This window comes from Acinetobacter sp. NEB 394, assembly GCF_013374795.1.
GTDB classification, from domain to species: Bacteria; Pseudomonadota; Gammaproteobacteria; order Pseudomonadales; family Moraxellaceae; genus Acinetobacter; species Acinetobacter johnsonii.
Genome location: NZ_CP055277.1, coordinates 3076886 through 3102369, shown reverse-complemented (window position 1 = coordinate 3102369; position 25484 = coordinate 3076886). Strand labels below are relative to the sequence as shown.

General features: G+C 41.5%; 23 protein-coding genes and 1 riboswitch. Of the genes, 12 read left to right on the top strand and 11 right to left on the bottom strand.

What is annotated here, in order from left to right:
* Positions 1–16 precede the first annotated feature (16 nt).
* Both HUK62_RS15025 and HUK62_RS15020 read left to right on the top strand, forming a co-directional pair.
* Positions 17–703 carry a response regulator gene (locus HUK62_RS15025; protein WP_004697755.1) on the top strand — a complete coding sequence of 229 codons (687 nt, stop codon included), beginning with the start codon at positions 17–19 and terminating at the stop codon, positions 701–703.
* 211 nt (positions 704–914) lie between these two features.
* Positions 915–2270, top strand: coding sequence for an amino acid permease (locus HUK62_RS15020; protein WP_176538260.1), 1356 nt, complete (start codon positions 915–917; stop codon positions 2268–2270).
* A gap of 104 nt (positions 2271–2374) precedes the next feature.
* Here the strand turns inward: HUK62_RS15020 and HUK62_RS15015 are convergent, their stop codons facing one another.
* The 8 genes from HUK62_RS15015 to HUK62_RS14980 all read right to left on the bottom strand — a co-directional run bounded on the left by HUK62_RS15015 (position 2375) and on the right by HUK62_RS14980 (position 10796).
* Positions 2375–2647 (bottom strand): DUF2164 domain-containing protein, encoded by a 273-nt coding sequence (locus HUK62_RS15015; RefSeq protein ID WP_176538259.1) that lies wholly within the window; start codon positions 2645–2647, stop codon positions 2375–2377.
* A gap of 747 nt (positions 2648–3394) precedes the next feature.
* Positions 3395–3766, bottom strand: a complete 372-nt coding sequence (locus HUK62_RS15010; RefSeq protein ID WP_151836111.1) for an MmcQ/YjbR family DNA-binding protein — start codon at positions 3764–3766, stop codon at positions 3395–3397.
* A gap of 69 nt (positions 3767–3835) precedes the next feature.
* Positions 3836–5281: a YdiU family protein gene (locus HUK62_RS15005; RefSeq protein WP_176538258.1), complete on the bottom strand. Its 1446-nt coding sequence runs from the start codon at positions 5279–5281 to the stop codon at positions 3836–3838.
* A gap of 78 nt (positions 5282–5359) precedes the next feature.
* Positions 5360–5689: a DHCW motif cupin fold protein gene (locus HUK62_RS15000; protein WP_151836109.1), complete on the bottom strand. Its 330-nt coding sequence runs from the start codon at positions 5687–5689 to the stop codon at positions 5360–5362.
* A gap of 74 nt (positions 5690–5763) precedes the next feature.
* Positions 5764–6930 carry an acyl-CoA desaturase gene (locus HUK62_RS14995; protein ID WP_004697764.1) on the bottom strand — a complete coding sequence of 389 codons (1167 nt, stop codon included), beginning with the start codon at positions 6928–6930 and terminating at the stop codon, positions 5764–5766.
* Positions 6931–7206: 276 nt separating this feature from the next.
* The gene (locus HUK62_RS14990) at positions 7207–7929 is read right to left on the bottom strand and encodes a glycerophosphodiester phosphodiesterase (RefSeq protein WP_176538257.1); all 723 of its coding nucleotides are present in this window, start codon (positions 7927–7929) and stop codon (positions 7207–7209) included.
* Positions 7930–8235: 306 nt separating this feature from the next.
* Positions 8236–8814: a cob(I)yrinic acid a,c-diamide adenosyltransferase gene (locus HUK62_RS14985; protein WP_176538256.1), complete on the bottom strand. Its 579-nt coding sequence runs from the start codon at positions 8812–8814 to the stop codon at positions 8236–8238.
* A gap of 98 nt (positions 8815–8912) precedes the next feature.
* Positions 8913–10796: a TonB-dependent receptor gene (locus tag HUK62_RS14980; RefSeq protein WP_176538255.1), complete on the bottom strand. Its 1884-nt coding sequence runs from the start codon at positions 10794–10796 to the stop codon at positions 8913–8915.
* Positions 10797–10830: 34 nt separating this feature from the next.
* Positions 10831–11039: riboswitch (cobalamin riboswitch) on the bottom strand.
* A 143-nt stretch (positions 11040–11182) separates the two neighbouring features.
* Here HUK62_RS14980 and HUK62_RS14975 point away from each other — a divergent pair.
* The 5 genes from HUK62_RS14975 to HUK62_RS14955 all read left to right on the top strand — a co-directional run bounded on the left by HUK62_RS14975 (position 11183) and on the right by HUK62_RS14955 (position 15710).
* Complete coding sequence (locus HUK62_RS14975; RefSeq protein ID WP_176538254.1) at positions 11183–11824, top strand: phosphoribosylanthranilate isomerase; 642 nt, start codon at positions 11183–11185, stop codon at positions 11822–11824.
* Entirely contained in the window at positions 11808–13037 is a 1230-nt protein-coding gene (trpB, locus tag HUK62_RS14970) for a tryptophan synthase subunit beta (RefSeq protein ID WP_086210407.1), read from the top strand. The genes HUK62_RS14975 and trpB overlap by 17 nt, the downstream gene beginning before the upstream one ends.
* Before the next feature lie 68 nt (positions 13038–13105).
* Positions 13106–14032 carry an FRG domain-containing protein gene (locus tag HUK62_RS14965; protein ID WP_078388460.1) on the top strand — a complete coding sequence of 309 codons (927 nt, stop codon included), beginning with the start codon at positions 13106–13108 and terminating at the stop codon, positions 14030–14032.
* 10 nt (positions 14033–14042) lie between these two features.
* Entirely contained in the window at positions 14043–14555 is a 513-nt protein-coding gene (locus tag HUK62_RS14960; RefSeq protein ID WP_078388459.1) for a DUF1543 domain-containing protein, read from the top strand.
* Positions 14556–14717: 162 nt separating this feature from the next.
* Positions 14718–15710: a DUF2804 domain-containing protein gene (locus tag HUK62_RS14955; protein WP_078388458.1), complete on the top strand. Its 993-nt coding sequence runs from the start codon at positions 14718–14720 to the stop codon at positions 15708–15710.
* A gap of 47 nt (positions 15711–15757) precedes the next feature.
* On the opposite strand, the gene HUK62_RS14950 is transcribed toward HUK62_RS14955, so the two are convergent.
* Together HUK62_RS14950 and HUK62_RS14945 are read right to left on the bottom strand one after the other, a co-directional pair.
* Positions 15758–17590 (bottom strand): DUF3413 domain-containing protein, encoded by a 1833-nt coding sequence (locus HUK62_RS14950; RefSeq protein WP_171263835.1) that lies wholly within the window; start codon positions 17588–17590, stop codon positions 15758–15760.
* Between the two features lie 112 nt (positions 17591–17702).
* The gene (locus tag HUK62_RS14945; RefSeq protein ID WP_176538253.1) at positions 17703–18578 is read right to left on the bottom strand and encodes a metal-dependent hydrolase; all 876 of its coding nucleotides are present in this window, start codon (positions 18576–18578) and stop codon (positions 17703–17705) included.
* Positions 18579–18713: 135 nt separating this feature from the next.
* On the opposite strand from HUK62_RS14945, the gene HUK62_RS14940 reads away from it, so the two are divergent.
* Entirely contained in the window at positions 18714–19736 is a 1023-nt protein-coding gene (locus tag HUK62_RS14940; protein WP_176538507.1) for an AraC family transcriptional regulator, read from the top strand.
* 52 nt (positions 19737–19788) lie between these two features.
* Here the strand turns inward: HUK62_RS14940 and HUK62_RS14935 are convergent, their stop codons facing one another.
* Positions 19789–21120: a Na+/H+ antiporter NhaC family protein gene (locus tag HUK62_RS14935; protein WP_176538252.1), complete on the bottom strand. Its 1332-nt coding sequence runs from the start codon at positions 21118–21120 to the stop codon at positions 19789–19791.
* 372 nt (positions 21121–21492) lie between these two features.
* On the opposite strand from HUK62_RS14935, the gene trpA reads away from it, so the two are divergent.
* The 4 genes from trpA to HUK62_RS14915 are packed head-to-tail and all read left to right on the top strand — an operon-like array spanning position 21493 to position 25473.
* Positions 21493–22296: a tryptophan synthase subunit alpha gene (trpA, locus tag HUK62_RS14930; RefSeq protein ID WP_005401958.1), complete on the top strand. Its 804-nt coding sequence runs from the start codon at positions 21493–21495 to the stop codon at positions 22294–22296.
* On the top strand, positions 22293–23189 hold the full coding sequence (gene accD, locus HUK62_RS14925; RefSeq protein ID WP_058870258.1) for an acetyl-CoA carboxylase, carboxyltransferase subunit beta: 897 nt from the start codon (positions 22293–22295) through the stop codon (positions 23187–23189). Before trpA ends, accD begins: the two co-directional genes overlap by 4 nt.
* Positions 23186–24469, top strand: coding sequence for a bifunctional tetrahydrofolate synthase/dihydrofolate synthase (gene folC, locus HUK62_RS14920; RefSeq protein ID WP_176538251.1), 1284 nt, complete (start codon positions 23186–23188; stop codon positions 24467–24469). The genes accD and folC overlap by 4 nt, the downstream gene beginning before the upstream one ends.
* Positions 24466–25473, top strand: a complete 1008-nt coding sequence (locus HUK62_RS14915; RefSeq protein WP_176538250.1) for an SPOR domain-containing protein — start codon at positions 24466–24468, stop codon at positions 25471–25473. The genes folC and HUK62_RS14915 overlap by 4 nt, the downstream gene beginning before the upstream one ends.
* The last annotated feature ends 11 nt before the right edge of the window (positions 25474–25484 follow it).

The following is a 25484-nucleotide window of genomic DNA, read 5'->3' as shown; positions in this document are numbered from 1 at the left end:
ACAAAAGGAAGTATGTATGAAACATATTATGCTGGTTGAAGATGAAGTAGAACTTGCACAATTGGTCCGCGATTATCTTGAAGCAGCGGGCTTTGAAGTCAGTATGTTTCATGATGGTCAGGAAGCTTACGATAGCTTTACGCAGCGTAAACCGAGTCTGATGATTTTAGACTTAATGGTGCCTCGTATGGATGGCTTGACCATTTGCCGTAAAGTCCGTGAACAGTCGGATTTGCCGATTATTATGGTCACTGCACGTACGGAAGAAATCGACCGTGTGCTTGGCTTGAACATGGGGGCAGACGACTATGTGTGTAAACCCTTTAGCCCAAAAGAATTGGTAGCGCGTGTCCAAGCCGTGTTACGTCGTTTAGAGCGTAAAGCTGAGCCTGAAGATCAGTCTTTGTTCCGTATGGATAAAGCGCAACAACGCATTTGGTATCAACAAAAGCCTTTAAACTTAACGCCGACCGAGTTTCGTTTACTGGAGTTGTTTTTAGAGCATGTGGGTCAAGTCTATTCACGTGCACAGCTACTGGATCATATCAACCCAGACAGCTTTGAAGTAGCTGACCGTGTGATTGATAGCCATATTAAGAACTTACGTCGTAAGATTTCGGATGCAGCTGAAACAGGCAACCGTCATGAATGGGTTCAGGCGGTATATGGGGTAGGCTACCGTTTTGAATATCCTGAAGATTAATTCAGTTTTCTGAACGATAAAAAAGCGGATAAGCTGAGGTTTATCCGCTTTTTTTATGGGATTCAAGCAAAGGCGGCAATCAAAATCAGCAGTTCACTTAAATCTCCAACTGGTGAAATGAAACCGAGTAATCTGCGATTTTAAAGGGCAAGACTGGTTGATCGTCTGTGCAAGCGGTACAATTCATTTTTTTATCAGATGAGCATGTGTTTTGAGCAGCGAGACGCCTAAACTTCAGCGCCGTTTAAAGAACCGCCATATTCAATTGATCGCCATGGGTGGTGCAATTGGCACAGGGTTGTTCTTAGGTTCAGCACATATTATTGAGTCTGCTGGCCCATCGATTATTTTGGGTTATATGATTGGCGGTTTGATTGCATTTTTAATTATGCGTCAGCTCGGTGAGATGATTGTGCATGAGCCAGTGACAGGTTCATTCAGCTACTTTGCCTTTAAATATTGGGGGCGGTTTTCAGGCTTTTTAACGGGCTGGAACTACTGGGTACTGTATATCTTGGTGGTGATGACTGAACTGACCGCGATTGGCAAGTATGTGAATTACTGGTGGCCACATATTCCTGCGTGGGTCTCGGTGCTGGTGTTTTTTGTGGTGATCACACTGGCCAATCTTGCCAATGTCAAACTGTATGCGGAGTCTGAGTTTTGGTTGTCGATGATTAAAGTTGTGGCGATTATCGCCATGATCATCTTCGGGGTTTATCTGTTGTTGACGGCTGATGTTGGTTCAACTGCATCTGTCACGAACTTATGGGTACATGGCGGGTTTTTCCCACATGGCTTTGAAGGCTTGTTTTATATGCTGGCCTTTATGATGTTTGCCTTTGGCGGCATTGAGCTGATCAGTATGGCGGCTGCGGAAACCGAAGATCCTGAAAAGAACATTCCAAAAGCAGTCAATCAAACGGTGATTCGGGTTTTCCTGTTCTATATTTGCTCGCTGGCGATACTTTTGTCTTTGGTACCTTGGAATCAATTGGATTTGGGTGGCTTAGATAAAAGTCCATTCGTACTGATTTTTAAGCAAATTGGCATTGATTGGGCAGCGCATTTACTGAATTTTATTATTCTGACGGCATCGGTTTCTGTTTGTAATAGTGGGATGTATGCCAATAGTCGCATGCTTTTAGGTCTGGCAGAACAAGGCAATGCCCCGAAAGTTTTTAAGCAGGTGAATCGACAAGGGACACCAATTGCGGCGGTTTTATTTTCAGCATTACTGATTTTTGGTTGCGTGCTGTTGAATTACTTTTTGCCTGAAAAAGCGCTCAGTTATCTGATTTATATTGTGGTCAGTGCTGCGGTGTTGAATTGGATGATGATCAGTTTGATCCATCTTAAATTTAGACAGAGTATGAAAAAACAGGGCATTCAAACCAAGTTTCCAGCGTTATTTGCACCGTTTAGCAATTATTTTGTTTTAGTATTTATGCTGATGATTTTATATATCATGTGGAATCAAGGTTTTATGCTTTCCGTGTTGATGCTTCCTGTCTGGATTCTCGTGTTATTTGTTTTATTTAAAACATTGAAAGCGAAGAAGAGTTAAAGCGCAGGTGATGATGTTGAAAAGGACTCAATATGAGTCCTTTTTTTATAGGATTTTTGATATTTTAGGATTTAGCTTGATATATAAATGATAAATAATTCCAGTCAGCTTTTAGTTTGTTTTTTAACTTTTTCTTTGGTCAAAATAAACAAGTCATCATTCAAATAAGCGAAGCGCTCTGCTAACCATTCATGGGTGTCAGTTAGGGCTTGATTGTAAAAGTGAGGCCCAAATTCCTCGACAATAAAGTCAAATAAAAATTGAGCGGGGAAATTTCCAAGATCTAACTCAAGCTCTTTCATCGCGTATTTCTTTAATGCATAAATCAATTGTTCACGTGTAAATTCATCAAACTGAACGATCTGCTTATTAGTCATGGGGGGAATCTCAAAATATAATCTGAAAGAATTACATCTGTTATAAAGTATTTATTCAATCCGAGAGCGTCCTAGTATGACGTTCATCATCATTTTTAGTTAGGTTGTGTGGAGAGTGAGCGACTTGCATACTCCATCTTTTCGGATTGATATGTATAGATAATTAAATAGGCAAAATCGAGAAAGAGTGATTGTATTTCCAACAGATTGAAGTACTGAGCTATAAAGTTGCTTTTAAATCACGCAAAAAGTAATTTTTAGGAGTAAGGCTCAGTTTTAGTCATCCTGAAAACTATCCACAATTTCTGCGGATAATTTTGGGGGTAAGTCTAATTAAGCTTATTTTTCTATGTACGTTTTGGCTTACACTAATTCAAGCGGATTGCGTCTAGGCCAGCTCTGAAATATTTTATATGATGCAGTCATAGAGAACAGGAAGTTCCAAAACATAAAACAAAAATGATAAGTTCAACACTAGGATGTGAGGTACGACAGGAGTTATACCTAGCTAACCAATACGAAAAAGCCCGACAGGATGTTGGGCTTTTTTTTATCATCTATAAATGTCTCATTTCACTTTTCGTTTCGAATTTTGGGTTCCAAATGGGCAATACGTAGAAAACGTCGAAAAGCTGCTCAGCAGAGACAATATACGTTCAAATCCATGACCTGTTTGATGTGGTGATAGGGTTGAGCTTTAGGAAATGTAATAGGAATAATTAAAATTTTTTTTCATTCAATAAATATTTAGGTGATGGCTTTAAGCGCAGCGATTCGCTGTCTTTGTAGTTTATTCAGCTTGGATACCACGAGCTCATAAGAGCTGTGTACTAGATCAATGGCTAAATCAGGATCTAAGTCTTCATCCTCATAAATTGAAATCCAATGTTTTTTATTCATATGCCAACCTGCATGAATATACGGATAAATATCACGTAACATCGCGCCGTGGTCAGGCGTGACTTTTAAGTTACTTAAAGCTGTCCCACTTAAAGATGAATTGAGCAAAAACATTTTATCCATGACTTTATAGACATCACAGCCTTCACCAAAGGGCTGACTACACGTCACTTCAGGTAGGGCAAGTGCAGCTTTTGCAGCAATAAGGTGTAAGGACATGGTGATCATCACTCAGTGGGCGAAGCCCTATAGATATTGTTCAATTTATCCACAGTTTAAGCCAAATGCTTAAGAGGAACAACTCACTATCACCTCTGGAACATCGGTTGGTAAAGGTGCTAAATCCTCAGCCTTCTCTAGTGCTACATTCCGCTCAAACGGGTGGCTGAGGAGGTCAAATAAGCGTTCGACTTCTGAGTAATCATTGCGCTCAGCCAGTTCAATCGCTTTTTGTGCCATGTGATTGCGTAGGATATAAACTGGATTGGCTTGTTGCATGGCTGCATCGAGTTCTGCCGTGTCTTGATTTGCACGAATTTGTTCATACTGAGCGAGGAAAATTTCAAACTGACGACGGTCAAGGCAGTCATCTTTAATCATTTCATATTGTTGATTCTGCAAACGCGTAAAGCTTTGTGTGTAGTCGAGCTGTTCGGTTTGTAGAATCCGTAAGAAAGTCATGGCACAGTCAAAACTCTCAGTGTGAAAATGAGGTAAGCCCATTTTCTGACTTAAACCCAGTTTGTAGTGCTCCAAGAACGTGGGTTCATAGTGCTCTAAGCAATCTGCAAGGTCCTGCTTCCATTGTTCTTTGTCATAGTCTTGCGGACAAAGCGGAATCAGGTTGTTCAACCATGTCCATAAGTTCCAGTGTCCAATGCTCGGCTGCTGCTGATAGGTATAGCGGCCTTGATAGTCAGAGTGATTGTTAATCCAATTCGGGCGGAAGCGTTCCATAAAGCCATAAGGGCCAAAATCGAGGGTTGAGCCTGTAATGTTTAAATTATCGGTATTCATCACCCCATGTGCGAAGCCGACCAGTTGCCATTTGGCAATCATTACTGCTGTCCGTTGAATCACTTGGGTTGCAAATGCCAAAACAGGTTGCTCTGCCTCTAAACACTCAGGGTAATGCCATGCGATGCATTTTTGGGTAAATTCGTCGAGTAAATCAGGTTGGTACTGGTTGATCCACTCAAAATGTCCCAAGCGAATATGACAGTCTGAGGTACGTAACATCATTGCACCGAGTTCCAATTTTTCCCGCTGCACGCCTTGAGCCGACGAGGTAAAGCCCACCGCGTTGCTTGAAGCCACGCCTAAACTATTCAGCGCATGTCCAGCCAAGTACTCTCGAATGACGGAACGAAGTACCGCACGACCATCTCCCATTCGCGAGTAAGGAGTAGAGCCTGCGCCCTTTAAATGCAGGTCAATGGTTTGCCCATGTTGATCGAGAATCTGTGCGATCAATAAACCCCGACCGTCACCGAGCTGTCCTGCCCACTGACCAAATTGATGTCCTGCATAGACCATTGCCAATGGTTCAAACTCACTAAAGGTTTTTTGTCCGCTACAAATCTCTACCCAAGACTGTTTGTCGGCTTCAGACCATTGCAACTGTTCTGCTAAAGCGGCATTGAAATGACCTGCTTTTGCCCCTTTTAGTGGCAAGGGCTGTTGATGGTGATAAAGCTTTGATGGAAGAAGGGAGTAGCGTGAATTGAACTGCATAGTGAAGGATCACAAGGGATAAGCCATGACCCCATCAATATAGCAAAGTTTTAGTGTTAAGACATATATCCAACTGTTTTAGTCAACTATAAACAGCTTGGCACCCTTTGAGGTGGACGAGCGATGGGCTTCAGCTTGATCTGCAACTTGGTAACTCATGCCAGCTGTGAGGGTAAAAGTTCGACCATCATCTAGTTCGGTGTGTAGTTCGCCTTCTAAGCACAACAGAATATGCCCTTTAGAACACCAGTGGTCGGCCAAATAGTTCTCAGAATACTCGACCATACGCACGCGAATCGCGTCAAATTGCTGAGTATGCCATAGGGCATAACCCTGATCACCTGTGTGGCGGGTGGTTGGTATCTCGGCCCAGTTGGTGATACCGAAAGGAATGTTGTTAATATCCATGCTGTTATCCTTTATGAACTGCTAAAAAAAGCCCCTTGCGGAGCTTTCTTTTGAAATGGTGAATCAGAGATCAATTATTGTGAAACAGGCGCTTTTTTAATGCTACGCATCAAGGTGGTCAAGGTTTGACGGTGATGACCTAAGCGCTGTTCGACTAACTGAAACTCAATTTTGAGCTTTTCATCCATTTGATGGATTTTTTCAGCCACTGCTGTTTTCTTGGCTTGAATTTCTTGTTCTTTCAATTTTGCCCAGTCATTCAAGGTTTGGGTAAAAGCATCATATTCCTGTGCAATACGAGCTTTCGCAGAGCTGATGTCATCACTGACATTGAGACCATGAACTTCTAAGTCTTGCTCAGCATATTTAAACTTCATCGCAAGTTCAGCTTTTTTAATATTGAAGCTCGGAATACGACGTAAGTTTTTAGCTAAACCCAGTTTTGAGCATGACCAAATCAACCATTTAGTTGGGTCATATTGCCACCATTTCACACCATTACGGTAGTCGTATTGGAAAATGTGGTGGTAGTTATGATAACCCTCACCCCAAGTCGCAATAGCTAACCAGAAGTTGTCACGTGCGGTATTTTCGTCGGTATACGGACGTTTGCCCCACATGTGGCATAAAGAGTTAATGAAGAACGTGACGTGGTGGCTGAGGATTAAACGCATTAATCCGCCCAACAATAACACGCCCCATAAGTCGCCTACAGCCCAACCGATTGGTAATAAAATACCCATGTGGACGCTAATCACTAAAGGAACATAGTATTTGTGTTGGAACATCACCAATTTGTCATTGAGCAAATCGGGTGCATTTTTAAAGTCCGGTTCTGCTGATGGATAGTCTCGAAGCATCCAACCCATGTGGGCATACCAAAAACCATTGTTAATCGAGTAGGGATCTTTCTCGATATCATCGACATGGCGGTGGTGGGTACGGTGACCTGAACTCCAAAATAAAATACTGTTTTGCACGGCAAAGGTACCCATAATCATCAAAATGATTTTTAAAGGTAAGCTTGCTTCATAAGCACGGTGTGCCCATAAGCGGTGATAGCCAGCGGTAATACCTAAGCTACTAACACCCAGTAATACAAACATACTGATCCAAGCGGCTAAGCTGAAATCATGCTGAAAGGCATATAAGGGAATTGCAATCACAGCCACAATCGGAAGAAAAACCAATGCAAAAATTGCAACCCAGTTAAATGGGGCTTTGGGTAGGGGAGCATTCATCTCCAACAGCACTCCTGAAACCTTGGGAGGTATAAATGGAAGGTCAATCCATTACTTTTTGCATGGATTAAGCTACAGCATATTAGCATGAGCGAACCTTGGTTCACTAGCATTATTGTACAGATGTATTGTACTAAACAGTAACAGAATACGAATGTTTAGATATCGAAATTACCGAAGCATTTCTAGGCTTTATCGTAGCAGAGCGATCAATATGAAAAATCAATATTTTCAGTGTCACTACTCATGTAAAACTCAAGTCAGTCGTTGGCTTGTTCAATGTGCATCTGCCAAATGTTGTAGCATCATTTTAGGAAAATCGGTAATTAATCCATCAATGCCACAGTCACGTAAATGTTTGGCGCGTTCGATGTCATTCACTGTCCAAACACTAATGGCTAAATTCGCTTGTTGTGTGGCTTTTAACAAGTCATCGGTTGCCAGTTGGTTCATCCAGCCGATTTGGCAACAGTCGTATTTGAGCGCTTGTTCAATCGCAAGATGTTGAATATCGTCTTCAATCAATAAGCCACGTTTAAATGTTGAGTGTTGATCTTGGAGTGCTTGTAGGATTTTAAGATCAAAACTGGTGATGACCGCACTGTGTTCAAAGCCTCTAAGTTGCTGTGTGAGATGTTGTGTTAGTCGTTCCGCTTCAGTTTGTGTTTGCACGGCTTTGACTTCAACTTCAAGATGTTCGAAGTCCTGCATAATCTGGAGTGCTTGTCGTAGTGTTGGGGTACTTTGCTTTTCCCAGTCTAGCCAAATATGTGCTTGGTTATAGCTATCAAGTTCTGCGCTATTTAATGGGTAGAGCGCTTGGTCGATACCGGTAGTTCGGAGCATGTTGTCATCATGCATAATGATCAGCTCATGGTCTTTGAGCTGACGAACATCAAATTCAACCGCACGTATGCCCAGATCATGAATATATTGAAAACCGCCGAGTGTATTTTCTGGGGCTTCGCCACGTGCACCACGATGTCCGATGATTCTCATATTGAACCTGATCTATATACGTCTTTTGAGTGATTGTAGCGCTAAAAATATCTGATTGGGATAGATTCTAAGGCAGAGATATTAGATATGCGTAAATGCGATTCGTAATGGTTTTTGGCAGAATTGAATTTGAATGAAATGCTTCTGTGATATTCACGATCAGAGATGGCTGTGGGCGAGTTTTACGATTGGCAAATGGTTTGGGATACTTTTCCTGAAAGAAATGTAAGCTAAGAAAGCCTTCCAGTGAATTGATCACTGCAAGACTCCGAAAAAATCTATTTCGTTCTAAAAACTTAGAAACATTTAAATAGTTTCATTGATATTTTTTTGCCAAAGTACTTCTGAGCCACCTTCAGCACGCTGCAAAGCACGGGATGCAACAAAAAGCCAGTCGGATAAACGATTGAGCAACTGTAGTGCGGTGCTTTGAATATTTTGATCACGAGTGTGCACTGACATTAAGCTACGTTCAGCTCGGCGGCATACTGAACGAGCTTGGTGTGCATAGCTACATGCTAAAGAACCCGAAGGTAAGATAAATTCTTTCAGCATGGGTAAGTCTTCATTCATACAGTCAATTTCTTGTTCAAGAAACTCAATAGAAACAGGTTGGAGCAAATGATAGTTTGGAATACACACTTCACCGCCTAAGTCGAAAAGCCAATGTTGAATGAGGCTTAAGCTTTTATCCCATCTCGCTTTGTCTGTGATTTGGCTTGCGGTAATTTGAGCACGAAGCACACCAATGGTTGAATTGAGCTCATCGACATCACCAAGTGCGGTAATTCTTAGATCATCTTTAGTTACACGTGATCCATCGCCCAGACCTGTGGTGCCTGAGTCGCCAGTACGGGTATAAATTTTACTTAAACGGTGGCCCATAATATTTCCTAGGTTTAAATGAAAAAAAGGATAATGCCGGTCAAAACATTATCCATAAACTGCGCTGTTTTTAAATTTTTTTGAGTCTTTAAGTTAAATTAATAACGGAAAGTGACTCCTGCGGAAGCTAGGCGGCCACCGTTGATGTACCAATCTGTTGCAGATCGAGATACTTGGTGGTACTGATTATCCCAAAGGTTTTGAATGTTGGTAAAGACTTTTACATTTGGATTAATATTCCAAAAGGCGTTGAAATCCATCGTCGCATAGCCAGGTACTTGAATAGGATTTGCAGTATTTGATGCGTTTGATTTTGAACGAGCAATCGCTGAAATATTGATACCGTAGATAGAGTTCTCTAAACCAGTTGTTAGGGTAACAGTATTTTTTGGTCTGTAAGCTATTTCTAACCCAGTTTCTTTATTTTCAGTTTTTACATAGGCATATTGAGTTGAAATGAAGTAATCATCTTGTTGCCATTTTAGACCTAATTCACCACCTTTAAATGTGGCTTTATTAACGTTTAAGTTTTGATAAACAGGAAAAGTTGTTACCCAATCACCATCACAGGTTGCGATACATTGAGATGAAATTAAATTCTTAACTTCATTTTGATAAAGTGAAACATTTGCAAGTAAATTTTGATTCAATTGATAGTCAGCACCAACTTCATAAGAAGTACTTTCCTCTGGTTTTAAATCAATATTCCCCCCCCATTGTGAGTACATTTCATTTAGGGTTGGTGCGCGAAATGCACTCCCAATATTCGCATAAACACTTGCATTTGTTAAGAAGTGATAGCGAACAGCAGCTTGTCCAACAGTATGATTGCCAAAGCGCTCATTGTCTTCTAAACGGACACCAAATTGCGTATCAAATTGTTCATTTTTAAATTGGTGTTGTAGGTAATAGCCCATGCTATCAACACTCTGATCACCTTTTAAAATTGTATTGGTTTGATAATTTGCATCCGTATATGTTGCACCAACTAAGATATTTTGATTTGGAGTGAATTTCCATTTTAGGTTTAAATCAGATTCATTATTTTCTGTATCATAACGTGAACCATAAGAGGGTACATTTTGCTTATCTTGCGCATTTGAATAACGTGCATTTACGATTAAATCAGGCAAAATATTGTAGGCAAGCTTTGCATTAATGACACGATTCTCAAATTGGCGTTGAGCTGTATTGCTAATATAATTATTAGTGAAAATATTGGTTCCCTTATTTTCACTAATCGAAGCAGAAGCATCTATTGTATTTTCTTGATAAAAACCGACTTTGGCGTGATAGCCCTTTTGGTCATAACTAGCTTTTTCATTTTTAGGTTGGCTTTCTAGAATGCGTGTGCCATCGCTTTCTAAGCGTTGACCACCGATTTTTGCATAAAAACCTTGATCGGTAACTAAATTGGCATTTGCAATTGTTTTATAAGTATTATTTTCCCCATAAATTCCAGTTAAATCTGCACCTGTTTTCTCAGGTTTTTTTGAAATTAATTGGACTACACCACCAATCGCATCACTACCATATTGTACAGATGCAGGCCCTTTTAAGATTTCAACTTGTTGAACATCAGTTGTATCTAAAAATGCAGGATAGAGTGGGGCAAGTTCATTTTGACTGTTTAAGCGGGCACCATCTTTAAGAACCAAAGTATGAACTGATTTGGCGCCGCGAAGTGAAATCTCAGAAATTTGTCCTAAGCCACCGCTTTGTTTTATATAAATCGATGGATCTCTTTGAATTACATCAGATATATTTAATAAGGGGTTTTGTTCAATGGTTTTTTCATCAATCACAGAAATACGTGCAGGAACATTTTCAATCTTTTCTTCAGAACGTGATGCAGTAACAACCAATGTTTCTAAAGAGGCATTCACAATATTCGTGTTGTCTTGTGCAGATACAGACGTAGAGAAACCCATCGCAATAGCGATTGCGCCCACTAAAGCTGTAGGCTGACATAAATTTGACATGCTGGCTCCATACATTCACCCCCCGTGAATGATTGAGTTAAATGGCGCAATAAGCAGGTCTCCGGACTTAAATATAAATATTGCGAACAATATTGGTATATCCATCTTCCCACACGAGTGCAGTGATGTAAGTGCAAATACTTATAAAGATATACGTTTCGTTTTACCGTTGCGGGGGCAGTGTTGGATTTGCACCAACTTCCCTAAAGCATAAATGCTCAGACTTATTGCATTTGGGCGCAGTATACGGTTTGTATGCGAATTAAACAATCGATGTAAAGATTTTTCAGGATGAACTTTACGCAAGGTGAAAAAATTGCATTACAATGATTCGCCCAGATATTTATAGATCAGCTATAAATAGGGCTGAGCCAGAGTCATAACCTATGCGAACCCGTGCCAAAATTTGTGGAATTACCCGTAGCCAAGATATTCAAGCTGTGGTCAATGCTGGGGCTGATGCGATTGGTTTTGTATTTTTCAGGCCTAGTCCACGCAATGTAAGTGCAGATCAAGCTAAAGAATTGATTCAACACGTGCCTGCCTATGTGCAAACTGTTGGGCTTTTTGTGAATGCCACTGCGGATGACATTGCCGATGTGTTAAAACAAGTGGCGCTGGATATCATTCAGTTTCATGGTGATGAAACACCAGAAGACTGTCAGGCGATTGCGGCACAAGTGGAACGTCGTTGGTATAAAGCCATTCAAGTGAAACCTGAACTGGATGTGGTGGCAGAAGTTCAACGCTTTCAACAGGCAGGGGCAAGTGCAGTATTGTTAGATGCATGGCATCCTGAACTGAAAGGGGGAACAGGACATAGTTTTGACTGGTCGCAATTCCCCAAACTGGATATTCCTTTAATTTTAGCTGGCGGTTTAACCCCAGATAATGTTGAAGACGCTATAAAGACGACTGGGGCTTATGCTGTAGATGTCAGCGGAGGCGTCGAATCCGCTAAAGGTATAAAAGACCAACAACTTATAGAAAACTTCATGCAAGGAGTCCATCGTGGATCAGCAAAGTAATGTGATTGACTATACCCAATACCCAGATGAACGTGGGCATTTTGGTATCCATGGCGGACGTTTTGTGTCAGAAACTCTAATGGCTGCATTAGAAGACTTAGAAAAGCTCTATTTCCGTATGAAGGATGATGAGCAGTTTCTGGCAGAATTCGACCGTGACCTCGCCTACTATGTAGGTCGTCCTAGTCCTTTATATTATGCTGAGCGATGGTCGAAAGAGTTGGGTGGTGCGCAAATTTATTTAAAGCGTGAAGACCTGAATCATACAGGTTCACATAAAGTGAACAACACCATTGGTCAGGCTTTATTGGCAAAACTGTCAGGTAAAAAACGCATTATTGCTGAAACTGGCGCAGGTCAGCACGGTGTCGCAACGGCAACCATCGCAGCGCGTTTAGGTCTTGAGTGTGTGGTGTTCATGGGTGCTGAAGACGTGAAACGTCAAGCCATGAATGTGTATCGTATGCGTTTGTTAGGTGCAACAGTTGTGCCTGTAGAAAGCGGTTCAAAGACATTGAAAGATGCTATGAACGAAGCGATGCGTGACTGGGTAACTAATGTTGACTCAACTTACTATGTGATTGGTACAGTTGCAGGCCCGCACCCATATCCACAATTGGTTCGTGACTTCCAGTCAATTATTGGTCGTGAAGCTCGTAAACAAATTCAAGAGCAAGCAGGACGTTTACCTGATGCTTTAGTGGCATGTGTGGGTGGTGGTTCAAATGCAATGGGCTTGTTCTATCCATTTTTGAATGATGCTGATGTGAAAATGTATGGTGTTGAAGCTGCGGGTTATGGTATTGAAACTGGTAAACACTCTGCACCATTGAATGCAGGTCATGTAGGAGTTTTACACGGTAACCGTACTTATTTGATGTCGGATGAACAAGGTCAAATCATTGAAACGCATTCGATTTCAGCAGGCTTGGATTATCCAGGTGTAGGCCCTGAGCATAGTTTCCTTAAAGATATGCATCGTGTTGAATATGTGCCGATCAATGACAATGAAGCTTTACAAGGTTTCCGTGATTTGACTCATATTGAAGGGATTATTCCGGCATTGGAAAGTTCTCATGCGATGGCTTATGTCACTAAACTTGCGCCAACGATGTCTAAGGATCAAATTATTATTGCGACGGTTTCTGGTCGTGGGGATAAAGATTTGATGACTGTGGCACGTATTGATGGCGTGGAAATGGTTGAGATGTAATTCACAATGACTATTGAATAAAGCTCCTTTTGGGGCTTTATTTTTGTTGATTAATTGATGGAGAGGATATGGAAATTAAGGAGGGATTTGGTTTTAAAGAAATCATTTTAGAAAATGTGGATGAATTTATTGAACTCATTAGACCAGACAAAAAAAATATCAATCAATACTTAGAAAGTGTGAATGGTAAATTTATTTATCGCGGTCAAGCAGATTCAAATTGGGAATTAGAGCCTAGTTTATTCCGACATTCACCTGCAGACCAAATTTTATCAAACACATTTGATGGACTTTGTTTTATGTATTGGGTACGTTTAAAGGAATTTATAAACGGCTGTGATTTAAATTCATCAAAAATTCCTTTCGATTCCAAAGCTTTAAGAGATAATCATTTTAACGAGTTCGATAGTGCAGTTGTCTTTAAAACTAAGGCATGGCCGCATGCTGAATTGTATGAGTTAATCGCTTTTGCCCAGCATTATGGTGTATGGACAGAGTTTTTAGATTGGACAAAAAGTCCGTTGGTTGCATGTTACTTCGCTGCTTCTCAAGCTATCAAACAACCATCATTTGATGATCTATTGTCGGTTTGGATATTTGATACCGAAAAGGAAAATTTACTGAGCAATGGTACTGAAAAAAACTTTGAAATTATTGAAGTTCCTAAAAGTGCTAATCAAAATATATCTTCTCAACTGGGTTGTTTTACTTTAGTTCGTCAAAACTTGGTTAGAGGAACAGCATTAACTTTTGAACAGAAACCTAAAAGAATTAAACAGCTTAAATTATTAAATGAGCTGGTTGCTGATAAAAAGATACAAGCATTATTAAAAATTTCTTTACCCCAAAAATATGCTGCTGAACTTTTACAATATTGTTCAGTTTATTCAATCAATGCCGCTACTATTTTTAGAGGAATTGAGGGGGCGGCAATTTATGCTAAAGAAAGCTTTGATATTGAAGCATTTAGAAGAAAAGTAACTTCATCAATTTAAAGGAAATAGAATGCCCAACCTATTTATGGTTATGCTAGGTGGTCGTCATGCACGTGCCAATACCGAAGTCCATGATGTTGTGTTTGCTGTCGCTGACAGTTTAGAAGACAGTTACCCGCAACTTAAACATGCATGGTTTGGTGAACAAAAAGGCTTACATATAGATGCTTGGGCAAGGCTAAATGGTGTTGAAAGTCGAGGGAAAAAATACCAAATACAGTTTAGTGATGCTCAGCCTCAAGTCACAGATGAAAAATTGTGGCTCATAAATTTAGGTGGCTATGACACACGTGAATTTGGGGAGTTGCATCGTTATGTACTCGTTGTTGCTCCACATGCAGCGGAAGCCAAACAACTTGGCAAACAACATTTTGATCAAAAGTGGAAAAAGCAACATACAGATCGTGTTTTAGACGTCGATGACTGTATTGCGATTGATTGCATACATGGACGTTATGTGGCTTTGGTTGAAGCTGAGTTTGATGCAAACATCTGGGAAAATACATATCTGATGTTAAATTAAGTTTGGATCATTCTTAATTTTTAAGTGGTGTCTTCAAACGAAAGAGAGTAGGTTTAGCGAACAATTTGATGAAAAAACAAACTAAATACTTTTCACCTTTAAAATTATAGGCATAATATGCTTAGGGATATTAATTAACTTTTGCTTAAGGATAAAGCATCAATGGATTTGATTCAGTCCAACGGACAACCACATTATGGTCGGTTTAGCGAACTTCCAAAAACCATTGATTTAAATAAGTATCAGTATAAAACCCCATATGGTGAAGTGCTCACTGGCTGGCGGAAAAAGCTAAAATATAAGAAATTTAAGTTTTGTAGCATTCAACATGAACACTACACCATTGGTTTAGCGATTGCTGATATTGCTTGGGCTGGACACGGTTTCGTTTATATTTACGATCATCTTAAAAATGAAGTACTTGAATGGAACGCCGTGAATTTTCTGGCGCGTAAAACCGTTTTAGATGAACAGCCTTTGTATAACCAGAGTGTGTTTGCAAATTCACCGTTTCAAATTGAAATTCAGCATGCCAATGGGGTGCGCTATGTTCAAGTCACCAAGTATGGTGAGATTAAGCTGAGTGCCCGAATTTTCTGCGCAGGCACTGATCCATTGAGTATGTGTAGTCCAACAGGGATTAATGGTTGGACTTATACCCATAAACTGACCACCTTAGCGTGTGAGGGTTTTTTTACCAATAAAGCGGGGCAGATCATTCAGTTTAATGAGCGGACCTTGGCTGCGCTAGATGACACCTGTGGCTTCCTCCGACCGGAAACAGCTTGGTTTTGGCTCTCTTGTAGTTTTTGGGATGCACAGGGTAAGCGTATTGGTCTGAACTTAGCCTCTGGTGTGAATGAAAGTTTTGGCAATGAAAACTGTCTGTGGATGAATGGAAAGCTCTATACCGTGAGTGATGTTCTATTCCAAATGGAAGAAGAAGGGCGTTGGAGCATTCGCTCGTTAGATGAACGCTTAAATTTAACTGTGACCACGGGTTGGCGCCGTTTTGAAAACCTAAATTTGCGTCTTGTGGGCAGTCAGTTTAGTCAATGGCAAGCCAAGATTAGCGGTACGATTCAGCAGGGTGATCAAGAGATTGTATTGCTAAATGAATATGGATTGCTCGAACAGCACTATGCAAAGTGGTAAAAGACCTGTGATAAAAAACCGGCATCATGCCGGTTTTTCTTTTGCCTTTATTTATTAAAACGACTAATTTGCTCCAATGCTGCTTGAACATGAGCATAGTTTGGCTCTTGATCTGACATTGGCTGATTCTTTTTATCTAAGATTTCGAACTGCCCAACAGCCCCCACTTCTAAGATGTTTTTAGGGGTAACAATGCCATATTTACTATAGCTTGAGGTTAAAATCCAATCACGTTGAATTTGTGGTCCCAACAAATCTTCACCCACTGAATAGTCGTGAATTTTTGTGGTTACACCCAAATAGTTTTTCATGAGTGTAGGAACAATATCTTGATGGCTAGTTAAAACGTGGTTATTCCATAGCGCATCAGTTTGTATCTTCGGACCAATGATTGCAAAGGGAACTTTGACTTGAGGGTCGGTAAAGTTACCATTATGTCCCCAGAAGTTTTGAAGATTATCATTCACTTCTTGCCCGTGGTCGCCAGTAATGATGACCAACGTGTTCTCTGCATCACCTGTTTCTTTGAGTTTATCTAAAACTTGTTTCACAATGCTGTCGACGTAGTGCACACTAGTTTTATAACGATTCATCATTAATGAACGATCAGAATCATTACTTAACTTGAGATAATTGACTTCATCCAGCATTGGTTTGTACTGGTGTGGATAGTCTTTAGGAAAGCTGTATCCGTGTGGAGAGTCATAAAATAAAAATGAAAAGGTTGGTTTGTTTCGATCTCTTTTTTCATACCATTTTAACCAATCTTGCGTTAATTCTTCATCAAGACCACCTGCCACTTTGCCAGAAGAACCAATACGTAAATTTGGCACTTTTGAAAACGCGGTTTCATGGAATTCAGGGTTGGTTAATTTGGCAGCAGCAAATAAACCCAGTTGATAATTCAGTGCTTGCAAACGGTCAATAAATACTGGACTTTGGCGGTTCACAATCATGCCATGCCAGTAAGTACCAGGAATACCATAGAACATCCCAAAAATACCTGTGCGTGTGGCATTTCCTGTTGAATAGTGTTGATTAAAAATCTTTCCGTTCTGCGCATAATTCCACAAGTTTGGTGAGTTGTCTGCATTAAATGTGTCTGCACGCCAAGAATCAATCACGATAAACATAATATTGGTGGGTTGCTTTGGAGCTTCTCCAACAATCGGCGTCAGCGGATAATTCAGGTCACTTTTACGTTCTAAAGACATAGCCTTTTGTTTTTCTAAGGCTTCTTCATCAATCCAGCCGTACTTTTTCATGGTTTTATTCGAGGTCATCGGATAAAACATCGGTAAATAGCGTTGTGTCATGGTTACAGGTTGATACACATGTGCTGCAGCCCAAACGTGAATACCATTACTTAAAAGTAAAGCAACAAACACTAAGCCTGTAAACTTTTTACCAATGCTCCATGAAAAAGTGGGTAATTTTTTCTCTAAGAATCGGATCAAGTAAAATTGTGCTGCAAAAATACAGGCAATCGCAGCAATGACCATCAGCCATGTTGAGATTGAGAAACTCACAACCTGACCTGACATCACCAGTTCCAGCATGACGGTATTGATATGGAAACGGTACTGTGCGTAAACAAAGGTATCTATGATCAGTGCAATGAGTGCCAAGCTAGCAATACTTGCTTGCGTAATATGACGTAGCGTATTGGGTAGAAATAAGCTCGGAATCAAGATCAAGCCAATCAATGAAGCAAGCACAGTCATGTGCGAGAATGTTCCAGTAAATAAGAAACTGAATCCCAATAAATCTGTTGGAAACTCAGATAAATACAGGAAATATCTGCAAGCAATAAGCATCGAGATCACTGCATTGACCATGATCAAATAACCAAGAACGCGGAGTTTGAATTTAAACGACATTTTTAACTTCGGATGTAATCGGACATACAAATTCAACTTCATATACCCATGTTTTAAGATGGCGTATGATACCTAAACTCATCCAAAGTGTATATTTGTTGCGCTTACTGAATTATTTCCCAGCTTGCCAAAAAGCTTCACCCGCTAAAATCGGATCATGACTTTCTGCTAGGGTGTCGATCCAAACTTTATACTGAGCAATCACAGGATGTTGATTGGGATGAAAGTCTTTCTTAAACCAATCGAGATATTGACCACGCATCCGAGACAGTATCCCTTTTTCCCCAAAGAACCAAGGCAGCCCTTTACGCATCATTTGCAAGCGCTGAATACGGCTAAAGCCATCATGCTTGAGCATGACATCTGCACGATAAGTGGTGAAACCAAACATCATCACCGTGGTAAAGGCCAATGCAAATAGACGCGTTGTTTCGGGTACATGTCCGACTTGTTTCATCACATCAAACGCGACATCACGGTGTTCCATTTCTTCAATGGCATGCCATGCAAATAAAGCACGCACATAGGGGTGAGCCTCAGCCAACGTGGCTTTATGGCTATAAAAAGTCTCGGCCATCAGTGCGGTTAAATGTTCTGCCGCCGCAGTCATGGCAATGTTGTATTGAGGCGAGCGTTTGCTTAATTCGAACTTAAAGATTTTATTTAAACGCTGAATAAACTGATCGACTGGCATGCCTTGTTCTCGCATGACCTGATTCATTTTGTCATGGGCAATGCCATGCTGTGCTTCCTGCTTAATAAAATCGGTGACACGTGCAGCTAAGCTTGGGTCTGTAATTTGGTCCCGAAACAAACGCACGCTTTGAATAAAATAGCGTTCTCCATCGGGGAAAGTGAGGCTGAGTGCATCAAACATACGCGTCCGAAATGGGTCGCCACCAAACCAAAAACGGGGCACTTCATCAAGCTTAAAATTGAGTTGAGTTCGCACAATTGGTTCAATAGGGGCTGTAACAATGGCATTCATTTTGTTTTACTTCATTTGCCTTGGATGATTGCAGTATGTCGGAGAAAATGCAGTTTGTTTTGACAGATATTGCCATTTTTTATACATTTTACGCCAATATGAAAATATCGCATGTCAAATAGCGGGTTGGCCGTCATGCAAGAATTACAAATCCCCAATGGTTATTTTCAGCTCTGGAACATGTACCTCATAGAGCAAGGAATTGATTTTCATCAACTCGGTTTTTTAGAGCAATATCAGTATGAACTGGAGCATGTATTACAACTGCCAATCGATACCCAATCGCCATTTTCATTCTTTCAAACGATTTTACAACTGACGCGAGAGCAGCTGGATTGCCCTCAGTTGATTATGGAGATGGCAAAATTTATTCAACCTGAGCATTTTGGTGTTTTGGGCTATATGGCCACACGCAGTAATAGCGTGGCTGAAGCACTGAGTTATGTGATGCGTTTTAGTCGTTTGGTGATTGATGGGGCAGAAGTTAGTCCCATGCAGATGCAACAAAGGGGCAATGAAATTTGGCTGACTTGGCCTTTTCTCAATGAGAAATATGCTTCACTGAATGAAATAACCATGGCATCTATTGTTCATTTGGCCAAGAAAATTTTTCCCGATCAATTACAGTTCTTAAAAATCCAAATGGCGCATCCAGCCCAGATGGCACAGTATCATTATCAAAAATTTTATAGCTGTGAAGTGAGCTTTAATCAAGCCTGCTATGCCTATGTGATGAGTGCGGACAGTTTGATTTTAAAATCGGGCTTTGCTGATCCTTCTTTAACGCAGCTTTTACTGAAACAAGCAGAGGTTGCAATTGCCCTCAAGCCTCGTTATGAAAGCGTATTACAACAGATTCATAGCGCCGTGGCTGATTATCTTAAAGCGTATGCGGAAGCCCCTAAAATCGAACTGATTGCCAATGAATTACACTTGTCGACGCGAACCTTACAACGCCAGTTGCAAGACTGGGATAGTTCATTTAAGCGAGTACTTGAGTCAGAGCGCATGAAGCGATGTGAATATTTATTACAACAAGGTTTGAGTTTGACTGAAATCGCCTTACAACTCGGCTATTCGGGACAGTCGGCTTTAGCGCGTGCCTATAAACAGCATAGTGGTCAGACATTATTGCAGTTGAAACGACAACTGAAATAACAGCAGGCATAAAAAAAGCGCCTTCGGGGAGGCGCTAAAATGTATGCAATGATCAGACTGATTTCAGTCGTGGAAAACGGAATGCAATCGCAAGGATGGCAAAGATTGCCAGTATCCAACAGTAGTAAATGCTGCCGATGAGTTCAACTGGCGAAAGCTTTGCAATTGAGCAGGCCAATAGAAGCTGTGCACCATAGGGAATAAGCCCTTGTACAACACATGAAAAGATGTCGAGTAAAGCGGCTGCACGTTTTGGGTCTACGCCATATTCTTTCGCGACTTCACGCGCCATATCGCCCGATAAAATAATCGCTACAGTGTTGTTGGCCACAAAAATGTTGGAGAAAACCACCAAAAAGCTTAATCCGATTTCACCTGCGCGCTCACGACCAACTTTAAATAAACGGGTTAGGCTGTAAATGCGTTGAATAAGCCAGTCGAGACCACCTTCTTTTTGCATAATGGTCGAAAGACCGCCCAAGAACATCGACAGTAAAGCGACTTCAAACATACCAACAAAACCATCGTAGATAGCTGTGTTGAATTGAATGACGGTAAATTCTGGCTGTGCAATCAGTCCCATCACCCCAGAGAGCACCACACCGACTGTAAGTACCGCAAGCACGTGTAAACGACTGAAGGCGAGGAAAAATACCACCACATAGGGCAATACTAGCCAAGGATTAAAGTCTTTCGACTGAATGGTTTCGGTTTGGTGAATACTAAAGACATAAATCGCGATTGTGATTAAAGCCGCAGGTACTGCAATCCAGACATTGACGCGAAACTTGTCTCGAAGTTGAACTTTTTGACTGGTGGTGGCTGCAATGGTGGTATCCGAAATCATCGACAGGTTATCACCAAACATCGCACCGCCCACGACCGCACCTATGGCATAGACAGCAGCAATATCGGTGGCTTGAGAGAAACCAAAGGCAATCGGTGCACAGGCCGCAATGGTGCCCATCGAGGTGCCCATTGCTGTTGCAATGAACGCTGAAATAATAAATAGCATGGGCAGCACAAAGGCGGGTGGAATCGCAGACAAGCCCATTTGTACCGTGGCATCTACACTACCAATGGCGCTGGTGGTACTGGCAAATGCACCTGCCAGCATGAACACCATGAACATCAAGATGAGGTTCGGGTGACTTGCGCCGCGCAAAAAGGTTTCGATGCCTTGATTCAGCTCACCGCGATAAATCAATACCGCCAAAATAATGGCAGGAATGGCCGCAACAGGCGCTTTCATTTGATAGAACGCAAACTCGGTTCCAATCACAGAATGGTAAATACCACTGCCTAAGAAAATGGCTAAAAAAACAATAAGCGGTAACAGCGCAAGCGCACGTGCTTGCACTAAACCTGAGTTATCGGTGGTCATAGGAGATAGGGAAATGAAAGAATGTGCGTAGTATAATGCAGGTTTTGCTATTTCATAAAACTTTAAATGTAAAAGCTAAACCGCCTATTTTTATCATTTTTTTCTAAATAAAAATAAGTTTATCTAAAACTTAGACATTTGGGTATTTCCTAAAATTAGGCATCTTTGATCATTGAGAAAAAAACCGAAATATCAGTAAATGGTGCTTTACGGTTGTTCTGAAAATATTTGACGAAAAATGAATTGGAACGTGAACGCGATGTGCTCTATTCAATGAGTAAAAAATAGCGTTACAATGCAGCGTCTTGTATTTTTACAAAGCCAACTCCTCAGTAGTTTTAATTTTAAACAAGTTAAGGAAAGCACAACCCTATGTCACGTTTAGCCACTCGTTTTGGACAGCTTAAATCTCAACAGCGTAAAGCTTTGGTTTCTTATGTTATGGCTGGTGACCCTCATCCACAGGTAACGGTTCCTTTGTTACATCAGATGGTCGAGGCGGGTGTCGATGTGATTGAACTCGGTCTTCCATTTTCAGACCCTATGGCAGATGGTCCTGTGATTGCCCTTGCTGCAGAACGCGCATTGGCAGGTGGCACCAATACCTTAGATGCTTTGAATATGGTCAAAGAGTTCCGTCAAAAGGATCAAGAGACCCCAGTCGTATTGATGGGTTATCTGAATCCAGTTGAAGTCATTGGTTATGAAAAGTTTGTATCGACTGCGCATGCATGTGGTGTCGATGGCATTCTACTGGTGGACTTACCGCCAGAAGAAGCAGCAGAGCTTGATGTTGTATTGAAGCAATTTGATATGGATCAAATCTTTTTACTAGCGCCAACCTCAACGGACGAACGCATTAAACATGTGGTGAAACAGGCGAGTGGTTTCATCTATTACGTGTCTTTAAAAGGGGTCACAGGTGCAGCAACTTTAGACGTTGCTGAAGCTGCAAACCGAATTGCGAAAATTAAAGCAGAAACAGATATTCCTGTCGGTGTTGGTTTTGGGATCAGTGATGCGACATCTGCCAAAGCAATGGGCGGAGTGGCTGATGCTGTGATTGTTGGTAGTGCTTTTGTTAAGCAATTTGCAAACTTAGCACCAGAACAAGCCGTGGTTGAAACGGTTAATAAAGTCAAGGAGCTTCGAGCAGCGCTCGATGAGTTAGTATGAGTCAAGATGTTAAATCAGGGAAAATCCTAAGTCCATCGACGCCATGGACTGAACGTGGTGTACCCGGTATTCAAGTACCTGATGAGCAAACCTCACTCAAGGCGACGTTTACAGAACCAACGATTGAATGCCCTGAGTGCCATGCACTTGTTACACGTACTGCAATGTCATTTAACGCTTATGTTTGCCCTCAGTGTGATGAACATTTGCGTATGAAAGCCCGTGATCGTTTGAATTGGTTCTTTGACCAAGTGCAAACAGAATTGGGGCAAGAATTTAAAGCCAAAGATCCGTTGAAATTTGTCGACTCAAAGCCATATCCAGCGCGTATGACTGAAGCACAGACCAAAACCGGTGAAACTGAAGCCTTGGTGGTGATGCAAGGTTTACTCAAAGGTATTCCTTTGATTGCCTGTGCCTTTGAATTCGACTTCATGGGTGGTTCAATGGGTACGGTTGTTGGTGACCGTTTTGTGCAAGCGGCTGAAAAAGCCATTGCGGACAAGCAACCTTTGATTTGCTTTGCTGCTTCAGGCGGTGCGCGTATGCAAGAAGGCATGTTGTCTTTGATGCAAATGGCGCGTACTTCAGCGGCCATTCAAAAAATGAAAGATGCAGGTCTGCCTTATTTGGTGGTGTTGACCCATCCTGTTTACGGCGGTGTAACGGCATCTTTAGCGATGCTCGGTGATGTACATATTGCAGAGCCGAAAGCGATGATTGGTTTTGCAGGTAAACGCGTGATCGAACAAACGGTACGTGAAAAGCTAGAAGAGCCGTTCCAGCGCGCTGAATACTTGCTTGATCATGGTGTAATCGATCAAATTGTTCACCGTCACGCATTACGTGATACAGTTTATCGTATTGTCGCGAAACTGATGAATTTGTCTTGAACACAGCACCACTTGCAACAGACTCTTTAGAAACATGGCTCGATTATTGGGGCCATGTTCACGTTACGGGGATTGATTTAGGATTGGAACGCGTAATTCCTGTAGCTGAAAAGCTCGGTGTAACGCGTCCCGATGCCAAAGTTTTAACCGTAGCGGGAACCAATGGAAAAGGTTCGACCACCACCACACTGGCTGCCATTTTAAATGCGCAAGGCTATAAGGTGGGATTGTATCAGTCACCACATATTTACCGTTTTAATGAACGGGTTAAATTGCGTGGTATAGAGGTCGATGACCAAAGTTTGGTTGATGCTTTTGTGCAAGTGGATCAAGCGCGCCGTGATTGTGATTTAAGCCTCTCGTTTTTTGAGGCGACCACACTCGCGGCTTTTGTTATTTTTAAAGACCAAGCCTGTGATGTTTGGGTCCTTGAAGTAGGGCTCGGTGGTCGTTTAGATGTGGTCAACGTGATTGAGCCAGATGTTGCGGTGATTACTAATATTGGTTTAGACCATACTGACTGGTTGGGCGATACCATTGAAAAGATTGCCTTTGAAAAGGCAGGTATTATCCGTCCCAATATTCCTGTGGTGTTTGGCGGTTTACAACACATTCCTCAAGCGATTCTTGATAAAGTGGATGCTTGTGCTGCCACATTATATGCAGTGAATCGTGACTATTTTTATCAACGTAGTGAACATGATCGGTCGTGGATGTTTGCATCCTCTGGTACAACATTAAAATTACCGCAGGGTTCACTCGCGGTTGAAAATATTTCAACAGCCGTTGCTGCTGTTTTATTGAGTGGTTTAACGGTTACTCAAACAGCTATTTCTGAAGGAATTCAAAATGCAAAATTGCAAGGTCGTTTTGAAATTCGCCAAATACAGAACAAAACGGTAATTTTTGATGCAGGGCATAACCCGCATGGTGTTGCTTTTTTATTAAATCAATTGCGAAATTTCCTAAAATACAATAAACAGTACACTGAAGTAGTCAGTGTTTTCTCGATGTTGGCAGATAAAGATGTGAAATCTGTCACAGAGTTATTGAAAGATTCCATACAAATGTGGAAAATTGCGGCATTAACTGTCCTGCGTGCAGCTCCAATTGAACAATTGGATCAAGCGCTACAAGGGCAACATGTGCAGCACTTTGACAGTGTGAAATTGGCTTTTAAATCAGCGCTCGACGAAACAAAGAATAATCAGCTGATTTTGGTATGTGGTTCATTTCATACCTTAGAAGCGGTATGGGAGTATTTGGAAGAATGTCAATGAATAGCAAACAACGTTGGATGGGTGGCGTTGTTTTATTAGGTGGTGGTGTCCTTTTGGCGGCATTACTGCTTAAAGGCAAAGAAGAAATACATCAAAATAATATTAAAACACCAGAGCTTGTGACACAAAATGTGCAACGTAATGCCGAAGGTGAGTTGGTTCAACTTCAGCCGTTAACGGTTGATGTTGAAACAGAAAAGCGTTTACTGGAACAACAACGTGTAGCACGTGAAAAATCGGTTGCTGAACAAGAAGCTCGTGCGGCCGAATTTTTAGCAATGCAACAGCAAGCCGAAGCAGATGCTGCACGTAAAGCAGCGGAAGAATATGCCGCGTTGAATGCGCACCGTAATGCTGCACAGCAAAGCTCGGACAACATTCCACCAGAATTGGTTGAAGATGAAAAAGCCAAGCAACAGCGAATTGCTGCGGACAAAGCGGCTGAAGTAAAGAAGTTGGAACAGCAAAAGCTGCAAGCGCGTACTGAAGCTGAAAAAGCAGCGGCTACAAAAAAACTGGCTGAGCAAAAAGCCTTAGCAGAAAAGCAAGCGCTTGAAGATAAAGCTAAGCGAGAAGCTGAGGCTAAACGTAAAGCAGAAGACGAGCGTAAGGCTGAAGCGAAAAAAGAAGCCGAACGTAAAGCAGAAGCTGAGAAAAAAGCGGAAGACAAACGTAAGGCAGATGAAAAGCGTAAAGCTGATGAAGCCAAGAAAAAGGCGGAAGCTGAGAAAGCGCGTGATTTGCTTGAACATGGCGATAAGCAGTGGATGGTACAGGTGGCATTGGCTGCCAATGAAGCCAATGCGGATGCACTGGCGGCGAAACTTCGTGCTAAGGGCTATAAGGTCACTAAAAGTCCAACCTCTAAAGGCGTACGGATTATGGTGGGGCCATCTAAAGACCGTGATACTGCTGATGCAGCCCGCAAAAAGATTACTTCAGATGCGAGCCTCGGTATGAAGTCCGCATGGGTGATTGACTGGGTGCCACTCGACAAACGTTAAGATCGGGTTAA